The organism is Streptomyces sp. NPDC048436, from assembly GCF_043200355.1.
GTDB lineage: Bacteria > Actinomycetota > Actinomycetes > Streptomycetales > Streptomycetaceae > Streptomyces.
Window position 1 is genome coordinate 1,322,543 of record NZ_JBICXP010000001.1, and the last position, 13,328, is coordinate 1,335,870.

The following is a 13,328-nucleotide window of genomic DNA, read 5'->3' on the forward strand; positions in this document are numbered from 1 at the left end:
GCGTCAGAGGCCGCCGGTCGGAACTCCGGCTGCGCTCCGCGGCGGCGCTGCCACGGGGCGTGTACGTTGCGGGGACAGTAGCGAGGCCGTCCCGCTCAGCGGAAGACTCCGTCCAGAATCCGGGCACAGGAGAAGAGATTAGGGGCGCAATGCCCCATACGCGGGGCGCTCCGGCGGCAGCGTGCACCACTCCCGCACACGGAACGCACCCCTCCTCCCCGCCGCCGGGAAGCGCTTCACCTGAAGGGGAAGCGCTTCACCTGAAGGCGCCTACTTCATGCGGGTGGCCCACTCCCCCACCTTCGCGATGCGCTGCCGCAGCTGCCCGGCGGTGGCCTCCGCGCTGGGCGGCCCGCCGCAGGTGCGGCGCAGCTCGGTGTGGATCACGCCGTGCGGCTTCCCGCTCTGATGGACGTACGCACCGACCATCGTGTTGAGCTGCTTCCTCAGTTCGAGCATCTCCTTGTGGGAGACCACGGGCCGCCGCTCGGCAGGCAGTTCGAGAAGATCCGCCTCGTCGTCGGGCCGCTTCTTGCTGTGCGCGATCTGCCGGGCCTGCCGCTTCTGGAGCAGCATCTGCACCTGGTCGGGTTCGAGCAGACCGGGGATGCCCAGATAGTCCTGCTCCTCCTCGCTCCCCGGGTGGGCCTGCATGCCGAATTCGGCGCCGTCGAAGAGGACGCGGTCGAAGACGGCATCGGATTCCAGGGCCTCGAAGGAGAACTGTTCCTGCTCGCCGGTGTCCTCGTCCTCCTCCTTGTTCGCCTCGTCCATCTCCTTCTCGGACTCGGCGTAGGGGTCCTCTTCGCCTTCCTTCTTCGGCTTGTCGAGTACGTGGTCGCGCTCGACCTCCATCTCGTTGGCGTGGCCGAGGAGGTCGGGGACGGTGGGCAGGAAGACGGACGCGGTCTCGCCGCGACGCCGTGAACGCACGAAACGGCCCACTGCCTGGGCGAAGAAGAGCGGCGTCGAGATCGTGGTCGCGTACACGCCCACAGCGAGCCGCGGGACGTCGACGCCCTCGGACACCATCCGGACCGCGACCATCCACCGGTCGTTGCTCGCAGTGAAGTCGTCGATCCGCTTGGACGCGCCCGTGTCGTCGGAGAGGACGACGGTGGCCTTCTCCCCGGTGAGCTCGCGGATCAGCTTGGCGTAGGAGCGGGCGGAGTCCTGGTCGGAGGCGATGACGAGCCCACCGGCGTCCGGGATGGCCTTCCTGACCTCCGTAAGGCGCTGGTCGGCGGCCTTCAGCACGTTCGGCATCCACTCGCCGCGCGCGTCGAGGGCGGTGCGCCAGGCCTGCGAGATCGCGTCCTTGGTCATGGGCTCGCCGAGCCGCGCGGCGATCTCGTCGCCGGCCTTGGTCCGCCACCGCATGTTGCCGGAGTAGGAGAGGAAGATGACGGGCCGGACGACGCCGTCGCCGAGCGCGCTCCCGTATCCGTACGTGTAGTCGGCGGCCGACCGCCGGATGCCGTCGTTGCCTTCCTCGTACGCGACGAAGGGGATCGGGTTGGTGTCGGACCTGAAGGGCGTGCCGGTGAGGGCGAGCCGCCGGGTGGCGGGCTCGAAGGCCTCCAGGCAGGCCTCGCCCCACGACTTCGAGTCACCGGCGTGGTGGATCTCGTCCAGGATCACGAGGGTCTTGCGCTGCTCGACGCGGTTGCGGTGGAGCATGGGCCGCACGCCGACACCGGCGTACGTGATGGCGATGCCCTGGTACTCCTTGCTGAGCGGTCCCGCGCTGTACTCCGGGTCCAGCTTGATCCCTATCTTGGCCGCGGCCTCCGCCCACTGCTTCTTCAGGTGCTCGGTCGGCGCGACCACCGTCACCTGCTGCACGACATGGTGGTGCAGTAGCCAGGACGCGAGCGTCAGCGCGAACGTCGTCTTGCCGGCGCCGGGCGTCGCGACGGCCAGGAAGTCACGCGGCTGCTCCTGGAGGTACCGCTCCATCGCCCCCTGCTGCCAGGCGCGCAGCTTGTTGGCGGTGCCCCAGGGGGCGCGGCCGGGGAAGGCTGGAGAGAGGTGGTGGGAGGCGGAGTTGGCGGCGGTGGTAGTCACGGTCTCCGGATTTTGGCAGCTCGGGTACGTACGACAACCGGGCCACCCTACCGGTGACCCCGCCGCTTCCCGGGGGTGACGTCATCGCTTCAACCCCGGGTGCGACAGGGGTCACATGGCTTCGTGCAGACCTCGCAGCCGCCGGGAGATCAGCCCCACGTCGTCCAGGTCACCGCTGGCCACCTCGATGACCAGCTTGTACGCCTCGTCCTGGTCGACGTCGATCATGTCAGTGCCGTTGAAGTCCAGGAACACGACGGTACTCATCCACGCCATGCGCTTGTTGCCGTCGACCAAGGGGTGGTTCACGGCAAGCGACTGGAGCAGCGCGGCGGCCTTCTCGAACAGGTCCGTGTACGCCTCGATGCCGAACATCTGTGACTGGGGACGGTGGACGGCCGAGCTGAGCAGCCCGAAGTCACGTACGGCGACTTCCTGCTCCCCGCAGGCAAGTTCCGCCAGGTCCAGGACTTCCTGGGCCGTGAGGTACTTCATCTACTCCCCCAGCCTCCGCAGCAGGTCGGCGTGGCCCGCCGCGTACTTGGCCCCCAATCGGCGGACAGTCGCCCGGTCCGCCTCCTGCTCCAGATACCGGTCAATCGCCTGAAGCACTATGGCGTGCATACTGCGCCCCTCCTCCTCGGCACGCAGCTTGAGCGCCTCCTGCTGGTCGTCACGCATACGAAGGTTCATAGCCATACCGCGATGGTACTACTGATGGGGTCAAAGTGGTACCACTTAGGCCGACCGCTCCCTCAACCGCGTCCCCACCCAAGCCCCCACCAGCGCGACCGCCGCCATCGGCAGGAACACGGCGACGAAGGCCCCGGGGTGCGAGCCGCCCACCCCGGTGGAGCCGTGCGCGTCCACCATGCCGCCGCCCAGCGCGGCGAAGGCGGCGCCTCCGGCGGCCAGCAGCAGAGCGTTGGAGAGGCCGTCGGAGATCTGGAGGGCGGCGGAGTTCGCGCCCGCGTCCTGCGGCGCCGAGAGGCGGAGGAGCAGCACGCTCGTCGAGCCGATCACCGTGCCCATGCCGAGGCAGCCGAAGGCCCAGGCCACCGCCACGATCCAGACGGGCACGGCGTCGATCAGGACCGTGGGCGCGGCGGCGATGGCGGCGGCGACCAGGAGCATCCCGACGACCATGAGCCGGGTCCGGTGTGGCTCCATGGCAGGCCGCGACTGTACGAACGACCCGAACGCCCAGGTCGCACCGCCCACGGCGAGCGAGAGTCCTGCCAGGGTCGGCGAGAGCCCGCGCTGGGTGACGAGCATCAGCGGCACGAAGGACTCGGCCGCGATGAACGACCCGGCGGCTATGCCGCGAAGCAGGACGACGGAGGGCAGGCCACGGGCGGCCCGGTACGTGCCGCGCGGCAGCAGCCCGAGGACGGCGGGCACGAGCACGGCCGCGCCGAGCACGGCGGGCAGCAGCGAGAGCCAGCGCAGTTCCTGACCCGCGTACTGGAGGAGGGCCGCCCCCAGCGAGATGCCGAGCGCGAGCCGGATGCGGCGGCGGTCGAAGGGTCCGGGCGCCGCATCGGAGTCGACGGGCCCGGCGGCCCTGCGCCGGATCTGCGGCAGGGCGAGCGCGAGCGGCGCCGCGACGAGCACCGGGATCCCGAGGAAGACCCAACGCCAGCCGAGCTGCTCGGTGACCGTCCCGGAGACCAGCGGCCCGACCACGGACGGCACCACCCAGCTCGCCGCGAACGCCGCCAGGATGGACGGCCGCAGGTGCTCCGGGTAGGCGCGGCTGACGACGACGTACAGCGCGACGATGACGAGCCCGCCGCCGAGCCCCTGCACGGCACGGCCGAGGATGAACATCCACATGGCCTGGGCGGTCCCGGAGAGCAGCAGCCCCGCCGCGAACAGCCCGATCCCGGTGGCGAGCGGCCCCAGCGGCCCGCGCCGGTCGGCCCACTGCCCGGAGAGCACCATGCCGAAGAGGCTGGTGGTGAAGTACGCGGAGAAGGCGAAGGCGTAGAGCGAGACGCCGTCCAGCTCACGGGCCGCGACCGGCATCGCGGTCCCTACGGCCGTCGCCTCGAAGGCGATGAGCAGAACCACGGAGACGATGCCGAGGCTGAGCGCGCGGTAGGGGGCGCGCAGAATTCCGCCCTGGAGCTCGGACGGCGGGACTATTGGGGCGGCGGCGACTTCGGCGTCGCGTGGTTCCAGGGCGCTCATGCTGGCCAGCGTAAGGGGCGTGGCGGGCTTTGACCCCTGTCCGGGGTCGGTGGCCCTCTGGTCCCTTGGTCGTACGTCTCCGGCTCGCCCCAGGTCGGTCAGCTCCCGGACGCGTACGTCACGAAGTCGCCCCATGCGGCGGGGGTGACGGCAAGCCAGGGGCCCTGGGGGTTCTTGGAGTCGCGGAGGTGAATGGTGACGGGGGTGGTGGCGATCTCTACGCCGTCCTCGCCACCGAGCTGGCGAGCAACGCCGCGCTGCACGGCCACGTACCCGGCAGAAGCTTCCGTCTGGCGCTCACACTCACCGAGGCGGGGTCCAACTGCCGCCCGTCTACGCCGAGTCGGGCCGAGGTCTGCTCCTGGTCGCCGCCCTGTCCGACCGCTGGGGCACGGGACCGGGCTCGCCCCCCTGCAAAACAGTGTGAGAGCCCGGCACCCTGAATCATGAACGCCGTATGGCAGTCCCGTTGCAGCAGCCCAAGATTCCTTGAACGATCCCGCCGGCCACGGCTAGCTTCAAGGGGTCGAGTTCAAGCTCGGCCGTGTGCCCGAGTGGCTTAGGGGCTGGACTGCAAATCCAGTTACGCGGGTTCGATTCCCGCCACGGCCTCCAGAGAACAGCCCGAGGGGTCGGGAAAAGCCCGAGGGGTTCAGACCCGCGCCTCGTCGAGCCCCGCGAGAACCGCGTCCACCGTCTCGTCGACCGTCAGGTCCGAGCTGTCGAGCCAGAGCCCGATCCTCGGGGTGGTGGACCGCATGCCCGTGTCCAGGTCCTCCACGGTCCATGCCCCGTACCCCGTCTTCCCGCGGCCCGCCTCCCGCGCCGCGACCGCGTCCGGCCTCGGGGCGAGCACGACGACGTACACGGGTCGCGTACGCAGCAGATCCACGTACGACTTCAACTCCTCGCCCAGGATGACGTCCTGGACCACCGCGACGAAGCCCGCAGCCGCGTACGCGTCGGCCGTCGCCGCCGACAGGCCGTAGCGCAGCCGGAGCTGGGCCTCGGCCTCGTCCGACGCACCGGGCTCGTACTCCTGGCCGCCCGAGACGATCATCCGGCGGAACACGTCACCCCGCACATGTGCCGCGCGCGGCAGCCGCTCGGCGAGGGCCTGCGCCACCGTGGACTTGCCCGCGGCCATGATGCCGGTGATGACGACGACCCCGGTCAGGGGCTCCGTCATGTCGCGACCGCCGCCTGCGGGCGGATCGGCAGCCGGTTCACCGGGCGGCCCGTCGCCGCGCGGACCGCCGAAGCCACCGCCGCCGGAGTCGTCACGACCGGTACCGCGCTCGCCGCCTTCGCGCCGAAGGGGGCGACCACGTCGCGCTCCTCGACCAGCTTCACGATGCGGATGTCCGGGGTGTCCAGGGCGGTGGGGAGGGCGTAACCCGTCAGGTCGGGGTGGCGGACCAGGCCGCGTGGCGTACGGAGGTTCTCCGTCAGCGCCGCGCCGACTCCCTGGGTCACACCCGCCTCGATACGCACCCTCAGCTGGGTCGGGTTCAGGATGCGGCCCACGTCCTGGGCGACCGCGAGCTCCACGACCCGCACCGAACCGATCTCGATGTCCACGTCCACCACCGCGCGGACCGCGCAGAACGCCATCCCCACGAAGGCATCGCCCTGGCCCGCCTCGTCGAGGGGCTCGGTGGGGTGCGGGCGGCACTGTGCCGTCGCCCAGAGCTCCTTGCCGTCCATCGCCTCGGTGACGGTCGTGCTCAGCACTCCGTCGTACGAGGTGATCTTGCCGTCGGTGATCTGGAGCAGCTCCGTGGACATCCCGAACTTGTGGGCGAGCGGCTGGAGCAGCTGCGTGCGGACCATCTTCGCCGCGCGCTCCACCGCCCCGCCCGACACCCACGTATGACGCCCGTGGCAGCTCGGTCCCGCCGGGGGCTGGTCCGTGTCGACGGGGGCCACGCGGACGTCGTCGATGCCCAGCGTCTCCTGGACGATCTGCCGGGCGAGCGTCGAGAAGCCCTGGCCCGTCTCGACGGCCGCGCAGATCACCGTCGCGATGCCGTCGTGGACCTTCACCGTGGCCGTGGAGACCTCGTCCGTGCCTTCGGCGCCCAGGAGCTGGACCATGCCGAGGCCGTAGCCGACGCCGCGGCGCACCGCGGCCGGTTCGCCCGCGCCCTCGGGTCCTCCGGGCAGCAGCCACTCGTCCTCGGGGGTGTCCTTGGGCAGCTCGGGGAGGGGGAAGTCCCGTACGGCGGCGAGGAGTTCGGCCACCGGGGCCGGGCAGGTCACCGTCTGTCCTGTGGGCAGGATGTCGCCGGTGGCCATCGCGTTGCGCAGCCGCAGCTCCGCCGGGTCGATGGACAGCTTCTTCGCGATCTTGTCCATCTGGGCTTCGTACGCCGCGCACACCTGCATGGCGCCCTCGCCCCGGACATGCCCGGACGGCGGGTTGTTCGTGCGGACCGCCCAGCCCTCGATGAAGGCGTTCGGGACGACGTACGGACCGCAGGCGAAGGACACGGCCGCCGCGAGCGCGTCGCTGGACGTGTCCGCGTAGGCGCCCGCGTCGAGCAGGACCTGCGCCTCCACCTTCACCAACTTGCCCTCGGCGTCCGCGTGATGGCGGTAGCGGAGCAGCGTCGGGTGGCGGTGCGCGTGGCCCAGGAAGGACTCCTCGCGGGTCGCCGTCAGCTTCACCGGGCAGCCGGTGGTCAACGCCAGGAGACCGAGCGGGAGATGGAAGCTGGCGTCCTCGCGGTCGGCGGTCGCGCCGGGCACGCCGGTCACGACGACCTTCACGATGTCCGGGTCGATGCCGAAACAGGACGCGGCCATGTCGCGGTCGGTGTGCGGGTCGGTGGAGGCGATGTACAGCTCCACGCCCCCGTCCGGACGCGGCACCGCGAGCCCCGCCTCCGCGCCGATCGGCGCCGGGTCCTGGCGGCCGATGCGGTAGAGACCCTCGACGACGAGCTCGCCCGCCGCCTCCGGGTCGCCGTGCCGCAGCGGGATGTGCCGGATCAAGTTGCCGTCGGGGTGCAGGGGTTCGGCCGCGAAGGCCTTCTCCGGGTCGGTGACCGGCTCCATCACCTCGTACTCGACGTAGATGGCCGCGGCGGCCATCCGCGCGGTGTCCGGGTGATCGGCGGCCACGGCCGCGATGGGCTCGCCGTGGTGGCGTACGACATCGGAGGCGAAGACCGGGCGGTCCGGGGTCTTGCGGCCGTGCAGCGCCTCACCCGGCACGTCCTCGTGCGTGACGACGGAACGCACGCCCGGCATCTCACGCGCCTGGGAGGTGTCGATGGAGACGATGCGCGCGTGCGCGTGCGGGGAGCGCAGGACGGCGGCCCACAGCAGGCCCTCCGCCCACAGGTCCGACGCGTAGGGGAACGTGCCCTCCGTCTTGGCGCGGGACTCCGCGGACGGCAGCGAAGAGCCGATGCCGTGCGGCAGCGGCTCGGGGCCGGGCCGCGGCTCCACTGCGGTCGCGGTGTTCGCCGTCCCCGCGGCTTCGTTGCTCACGCCTGACCTCCGTCCTGGCCGTACGGTCCTTCGTAACTTCCGTCCTGCGCCGCCGGGTTGACCCCTCCGGCGCCGGGCCCTGCCTGGTGCGGGATACGCGCCTCGCCGTCGCTGTGGCCCGACGGCTCGGCGGCTGCCGCGGACGCCTCGCGCTCGGCGACCACTTCTTGCACGGCGTCGAGCACACCTCGGTAGCCGGAGCAGCGGCAGAGGTTGCCGCACAGGGCGCGGCGGGCCTCCAGGTCGGTCGGGGCGGGGTTGCCCTCAAGGAGGTCGTGGACGGTCATCGCCATGCCGGGTACGCAGAAACCGCACTGGACGGCGCCGCAGTTGGCGAGCGCCCGCTGCACGTCGGAGGGTCTGCCGTCGGTGGCGAGACCCTCGACGGTGCGCACCTCGCTTCCGGCGGCGGTGGCGGCGGGCACCAGGCAGGAGGCGACGAGCCTGCCGTCCACCTGGACGTTGCAGGCGCCGCACTCGCCCTGGGAGCAGCCGTCCTTGGCGCCCGCGAGGCCGAGGCGCTCGCGCAGGACGTAGAGGAGGGACTCGCCGATCCAGGCGTCGGTGACGGGGCGGTCGGCGCCGTTGACGCGCAGGACGTACGAGCAGAGGGGGTGTTCGTCGGAGAGGGCCGAGGTGGTGACGACCTCGGGCTCGGGGTCGGCTTCGGGCTCGACTTCGGCGTCCGGCTCAGGCTCGGCTTCGGCGTCCGCTTCGGGCTCGGTTTCGAGCTCGGCTTCGACGGCGGGCTCGGCTTCGAAGGCGGGCTCGGGTTCCGGCTCGGGCTCGACCGCGGGTTCGGGTTCGGGGTGGGCCTCAGCGGGCTCCTCGGGCGCCACGTGCGGCTCGTGCACCTCAGGCGCCACATGCGCCTCCGGGGCCGGGACGGCCTCGTGCTGGACCTGGTACTCGTGAGGCTGCGGCTCGGCATACGGCGGCTGCTGCTGTTGCTGCGGCTGCACCTGCTCCGACCACGGCGCACCGGCCCCCGCGCCACCCGTCGCCCACGGCGCTGCGGCGCCGCCCGGCAGGGTCGCGGGTGGCGTACCGCCCCACTGAGTGGCGAGCGAAGAGGCCGTGAACTCACCCGATTCGTCCGGAAGATCACCATTGGCGACCGGGATCGACCACTCCCCCGTGACATCGGCCGAGGCGGGCGCGGGAGCAGGGACATGCCCCTGCGCCTCATACCCATGAGCCTCGTGCCCCCGAGCGTCGTGCCCCTGAGCCTCGTGCCCCTCATGGAAGTTCCACTGCCCGGTGGCCGCGGCGGGCCACTGCACGTCCTGCACGTCCTGCGCGCCGGGAGCAGCCCCGGTCACTTCGGGCGGCATGACCCAGACGCCCGTGGCGGCGGGGTCCATGGCCTCTGCGGTGGTCGGGTTGACCGTTATCTGCGGCGGCACGTAACCGTGGCCGGGCGCGGCCAGCGGAGAGTGGTCGAAGGAGTCGAGCGCACCTTCGGGCAGCTGCACGAAGGCGGTGGCGTCCGAGTCGTACTCGCCCTGCGGATGCGGCTGCCAGCCGCCATTGTTGTTCTGGTCGTCACTCACGACAGCGCCCTCCCCAGTGCTCGTCGGGCCAGCGCGGCGACGGTGCGCCGCAGGTGCAGTACGGCGGGCGGCAGCGGCTGTGCCGTGCCGTCCTCGGCCGGAGGCTGGTCGGGGATGCAGGCGGTGGCGACGTACTCACCGAAGGCGGTGAGCGCCTCCGGCACGATCGTCCGCGCACCGTCCCAGTCGATCAGCGAGGCGACCCACTGCTCGGCCTCCAGGGGCCGCAGCGGCATCGGCGCGACGGCGCCGACCGCACAGCGCACTCCGCGCCGCGCGGGGTCCAGGACGAGCGCGACGGAGGCGGTGGCGCGGCCGGGCCCTGTGCGTCCGGTGGCCTTGAGGAAGACCTGCGGGGCGTGCAGGAGCGGCAGCCGTACGAAGCCGATGAGCTCGCCGGGGCGGAGCATGTCCATCCCCGCGAGCAGGTGCGAGACGGGGACCTCGCGGCGTGCGCCGCCGGGTCCCGCGATGACGAGGACGGCTTCGAGGGCGGCGAGGACGGGCAGGGTGTCGCCGGTCGGTCCCGCCGTGGCGATGTTGCCGCCGAGGGTGCCCGCGTTGCGGATCTGCGGGGGGCCGGCCGCGCGCGCGGCGGCGGCGAGCGCCGGGATCAGGGCGGCGAAGTCGGGCCGCCCGATGCGTGCGTGGGTGAGTCCGGCGCCGAGCAGCGCGTGGCCGTCCTGGTACTGCCAGCCGCGGATCTCGCTGATGCGGCCGAGGCCGACGAGCGCGGAGGGGCGCAGGAGGCCCGCGTTGACCGAGGCCATGAGGTCGGTGCCGCCGGCCACGGGCACGGCGGCAGGCATCGCGGCGAGTGCCTCGACGGCCTCGTCTAGCGTCCCAGGCAGCTTCGCCGTCTGCGCGGTCTGCGCCGCCTGCGGTGCGTGCGTGGTCAAAACCGGCTGCCCCTTCCCGATGCCCGGCGGCTTTCTCGCCGTTCTCACCGTTACGCCTGTTCCGCCGTACGGTACGTGCTCACAGCCCGGACGTGGCAACTCTGGCACATCTTCCCCGGCCCCCGGCGCGGGGGTCCGCTAGGAGCAATTCGTCCGCAGACCAGGGGGATGTGCCGGTTTCACACGCCCTCGTCGGTCAGCGGGAATTGCCACTTTCGGTAACCCTTGTACGACTTTCGCCGGGCCGCACACGCTTCCAGTGCGAGCGGCCCGACACGCGGACTATCGGGTGTGCCTCACACGTTCGGGGGCGCCTTGTCGATCGGGCGTCCGAGTACACCCGGGCGCTTCTGCCACGGCAACGGGCCGCCGGGCGGGCGGTAGTCGACGCCGAGGGCGTCAAGTCTCGCGTAATGCGGGGTCATTCGCCGCTCGAAGTCGGCGAAGTCACGCTCGGCGGATGGCGGGAGCGCGCTCCAGGCGACCTCGGCGAAGGCGGCGAGACGCGGGAACACCTGGTAGTCCACGCGTGCGTGGTACTCCATCACCTCGGTCCAGACGTTGGCCTGGGTGCCGAGCACGTGCCGGGCCTCGTCCGCGGTGAGCTGCGGCGGCAGCGGTTCAAAGCGGTAGACGTCCTCCAGGGTGCGGACGAAGCCGATGGGCGCGGGCTCGTCGGGGCCGCCGTGCTGCCGGTGGTCGAGGTACACCTGCTGCTCGGGACACATGACGACGTCGTGGCCTGCCTTGGCCGCCGCGATGCCACCCCCGTACCCACGCCAGGACGAAACCGTGGCGCCCTCCGCGAGGCCGCCCTCCAGGATCTCGTCCCAGCCGATGAGCCGGCGCCCGCGCTCGGTCAGCCACCGGTCGAAGTGGCGGATGAACCAGCTCTGCAGCCCGTCCTCGTCGCCGACACCGAGCTCCTTGATGCGGGCCTGCGCGGTGGGCGACTCCTTCCACTGGTCCTTGGGGCACTCGTCGCCACCGACATGGATGAAGGTGGAGGGAAACAGCTCAAGGACTTCTTCGAACACCCCCTCGTAGAAGCGGAGGGTGTTCTCGGTCGGGGCGAGGACGTTGGGATTGACGCCCCAGGTGTCCCAGACGCCGAGCGCGGCGGTGTCGACGACGTCGGTGTTGCCGAGTTCCGGATAGGCGGAGATGGCGGCCTGCGAGTGCCCGGGGATGTCGATCTCGGGCACGACGGCGATGTGCAGGGCGTCGGCGTACGCGACGATCTCGCGGATGTCGTCCTGCGTGTAGTAACCCCCATGAGGGGTTACGTTCCACAGTTCGGAGGCGCGGTGCCCCCACTTCGTGCGCGGTCGCCACGATCCGACCTCGGTGAGCTTGGGGTAGCGCTTGATCTCGATGCGCCAGCCCTGGTCGTCGGTGAGGTGGAAGTGGAAGACGTTCAGCTTGTGGGCGGCGAGGAGGTCGAGGTAGCGCAGGACGCCGTCCTTGGGCATGAAGTGCCGGGCCACGTCGAGCATCATGCCGCGCCAGCCGAAGCGCGGGGCGTCCTCGATGAGGCATCCCGGCACTGCGTACCGCCCCGCCGCCCGCAGCGGGGCACGCCGGAAGGCCTCAGGACCGATGAGCTGACGCAGGCTCTGCGCCCCCCAGAAGACGCCGGGGGCCGAGCCGCCGAGGATCTCGACGCCGCTCTCCCCCACGGTGAGGCGGTACGCCTCGGGCGCGAGGGAGTCGTCGACGCCGAGCGAGATGCCGCGGCCTTCGCCCGGCGCCAGGGGCAGGCCCAGAGCGCCGCCGAGGGAGGCACGCAGCCAGCGCTCGGTGGATTCGGTACCCGGACCGGCCCTGAGGGCGGTCGACGAGTCGAGGATGAAGCCTTCGGAATGCGGTCCCTCGGCGCGTGCGGGCGCGGGGATGAGTTGCTCAAAGGTCATGCGGCTGAGGCTGCCACGCGATTGCACAACACAAAAGGGGCGTTGCGGTACACGCAACGCCCCTTCGCGAGGGGTCCTGGACCGTGCCCGGGGGCTACTTCTTGCCGCCGCCCTTGCCGTCCTTGCCTCCGTTGTCCTTGTCGCCACCGGCGCTCATGGACTCGTAGATCTCCTTGCACATGGGGCATACGGGGTACTTCTTCGGGTCACGACCCGGCACCCACACCTTGCCGCAGAGCGCGACGACGGGCGTACCGTCGAGCGCGCTCGCCATGATCTTGTCCTTCTGGACATAGTGCGCGTAGCGCTCGTGGTCGCCGTCACCGTGCGACACCTGCGGCGTCGGCTCTACGAGGGTCCCCGTACCTGCCCCGCGCTCGGGCTCGGGCTCAAGAGTGCTCATGGCATCCAAGGGTACCTACGCGCGACGCCTGCGGGCATCGCCCGCCGAGCGGCATCTGCCCGGCGTACGCGAAAGACCACAAGAAGTCAGCCCACGAACTTGTACACCAGCGCCCCGACCATCACGAGGATCACCGCGCCCTCCAGCCAGTCGGTGAAGGTGAACCCCTCGGATCCCGCGGACTTCGCGGACTTCGCGGATTCCGCGGCCTCAGGGGTCTTGCCCTCGCCGGTCATCCCGTTCTCTTCCTCAGCCATGCCTCACACCCATCTCAACGAGTACGCGATCGCGTCACACAGGTCACCCATGGGGCCCTCCGTACCACTCAGCGGCACGGAGAACGCGAGTACCAAATAGCCCACGCCGCCCGGCATCCGCACGTGGAAATCCGCCGTCGTGTCCGTGACGGCGCGGACCATGTCCCCCGCCGGGAGCTCGCCGGTCGTGATCTGCGACTCCGGGCCCCTGCGCCGGGCCAGCGTCCCGGCCAGCTCGGTGACGTCCGGCGCGAGCCCCGGCGGCGTGGGCAGCAGAGAGACCAGCAGTGAGGCGGGGTAGGCCGAGTCCTGGGGCGACTCGGTCTTGAGGAAGAACTCCAGGGCGCCTTGCGCCACCCCGACCTCGGCGGTGTTGCGCAGGGTCGTCCAGATGGAGCGCCGGGTCTCCGCGGAAGCACTGCCGCCCGCGGCCTCGCGGTCCACGAACGTCTTCAGCTGCCCGCGCCACCGCTCCTGCGTCAGGTCGACGCGGAACCAGTCGCGGGGGACGAGTATCCGGTAGTCCGATGGCGGCGCCATCATGT

At 71.3% G+C, this 13,328-nt stretch carries 13 protein-coding genes and 1 tRNA gene; 1 reads left to right on the forward strand and 13 read right to left on the reverse strand.

The window, feature by feature from the left end:
* Nucleotides 1-270: 270 nt before the first annotated feature.
* The 5 genes from ACGFX9_RS06050 to ACGFX9_RS06070 all read right to left on the reverse strand — a co-directional run bounded on the left by ACGFX9_RS06050 (nucleotide 271) and on the right by ACGFX9_RS06070 (nucleotide 4,529).
* Entirely contained in the window at nucleotides 271-2,067 is a 1,797-nt protein-coding gene (locus tag ACGFX9_RS06050; RefSeq protein WP_393465184.1) for a DEAD/DEAH box helicase, read from the reverse strand.
* Between the two features lie 111 nt (nucleotides 2,068-2,178).
* On the reverse strand, nucleotides 2,179-2,562 hold the full coding sequence (locus tag ACGFX9_RS06055) for a type II toxin-antitoxin system death-on-curing family toxin (protein WP_393465188.1): 384 nt from the start codon (nucleotides 2,560-2,562) through the stop codon (nucleotides 2,179-2,181).
* Nucleotides 2,563-2,760 (reverse strand): Arc family DNA-binding protein, encoded by a 198-nt coding sequence (locus tag ACGFX9_RS06060; protein ID WP_365484387.1) that lies wholly within the window; start codon nucleotides 2,758-2,760, stop codon nucleotides 2,563-2,565.
* A gap of 45 nt (nucleotides 2,761-2,805) precedes the next feature.
* Nucleotides 2,806-4,260: an MFS transporter gene (locus tag ACGFX9_RS06065; RefSeq protein ID WP_393465191.1), complete on the reverse strand. Its 1,455-nt coding sequence runs from the start codon at nucleotides 4,258-4,260 to the stop codon at nucleotides 2,806-2,808.
* 98 nt (nucleotides 4,261-4,358) lie between these two features.
* Nucleotides 4,359-4,529 carry a DUF397 domain-containing protein gene (locus ACGFX9_RS06070; protein ID WP_393465193.1) on the reverse strand — a complete coding sequence of 57 codons (171 nt, stop codon included), beginning with the start codon at nucleotides 4,527-4,529 and terminating at the stop codon, nucleotides 4,359-4,361.
* 271 nt (nucleotides 4,530-4,800) lie between these two features.
* Between ACGFX9_RS06070 and ACGFX9_RS06075 the strand changes: the two genes are divergently transcribed.
* A tRNA-Cys gene (locus tag ACGFX9_RS06075) sits at nucleotides 4,801-4,875 on the forward strand.
* Between the two features lie 37 nt (nucleotides 4,876-4,912).
* Here ACGFX9_RS06075 and ACGFX9_RS06080 read toward each other — a convergent pair.
* The 8 genes from ACGFX9_RS06080 to ACGFX9_RS06115 all read right to left on the reverse strand — a co-directional run bounded on the left by ACGFX9_RS06080 (nucleotide 4,913) and on the right by ACGFX9_RS06115 (nucleotide 13,326).
* A complete protein-coding gene (locus ACGFX9_RS06080; RefSeq protein WP_393465196.1) occupies nucleotides 4,913-5,449 on the reverse strand; it encodes an AAA family ATPase in 537 nt (178 codons plus the stop codon).
* Entirely contained in the window at nucleotides 5,446-7,758 is a 2,313-nt protein-coding gene (locus ACGFX9_RS06085; RefSeq protein WP_393465198.1) for a xanthine dehydrogenase family protein molybdopterin-binding subunit, read from the reverse strand. The genes ACGFX9_RS06080 and ACGFX9_RS06085 overlap by 4 nt, the downstream gene beginning before the upstream one ends.
* On the reverse strand, nucleotides 7,755-9,311 hold the full coding sequence (locus tag ACGFX9_RS06090) for a 2Fe-2S iron-sulfur cluster-binding protein (RefSeq protein WP_393465201.1): 1,557 nt from the start codon (nucleotides 9,309-9,311) through the stop codon (nucleotides 7,755-7,757). Before ACGFX9_RS06090 ends, ACGFX9_RS06085 begins: the two co-directional genes overlap by 4 nt.
* Complete coding sequence (locus ACGFX9_RS06095) at nucleotides 9,308-10,210, reverse strand: FAD binding domain-containing protein (protein ID WP_393465204.1); 903 nt, start codon at nucleotides 10,208-10,210, stop codon at nucleotides 9,308-9,310. Before ACGFX9_RS06095 ends, ACGFX9_RS06090 begins: the two co-directional genes overlap by 4 nt.
* A gap of 296 nt (nucleotides 10,211-10,506) precedes the next feature.
* Nucleotides 10,507-12,123, reverse strand: a complete 1,617-nt coding sequence (locus tag ACGFX9_RS06100) for a beta-N-acetylhexosaminidase (RefSeq protein ID WP_393465207.1) — start codon at nucleotides 12,121-12,123, stop codon at nucleotides 10,507-10,509.
* 94 nt (nucleotides 12,124-12,217) lie between these two features.
* Nucleotides 12,218-12,526, reverse strand: coding sequence for a DUF3039 domain-containing protein (locus ACGFX9_RS06105; RefSeq protein WP_393465210.1), 309 nt, complete (start codon nucleotides 12,524-12,526; stop codon nucleotides 12,218-12,220).
* Between the two features lie 86 nt (nucleotides 12,527-12,612).
* The gene (locus ACGFX9_RS06110) at nucleotides 12,613-12,783 is read right to left on the reverse strand and encodes a hypothetical protein (protein WP_393465212.1); all 171 of its coding nucleotides are present in this window, start codon (nucleotides 12,781-12,783) and stop codon (nucleotides 12,613-12,615) included.
* A 3-nt stretch (nucleotides 12,784-12,786) separates the two neighbouring features.
* Complete coding sequence (locus ACGFX9_RS06115) at nucleotides 12,787-13,326, reverse strand: hypothetical protein (RefSeq protein WP_393465695.1); 540 nt, start codon at nucleotides 13,324-13,326, stop codon at nucleotides 12,787-12,789.
* Nucleotides 13,327-13,328 lie beyond the last annotated feature (2 nt).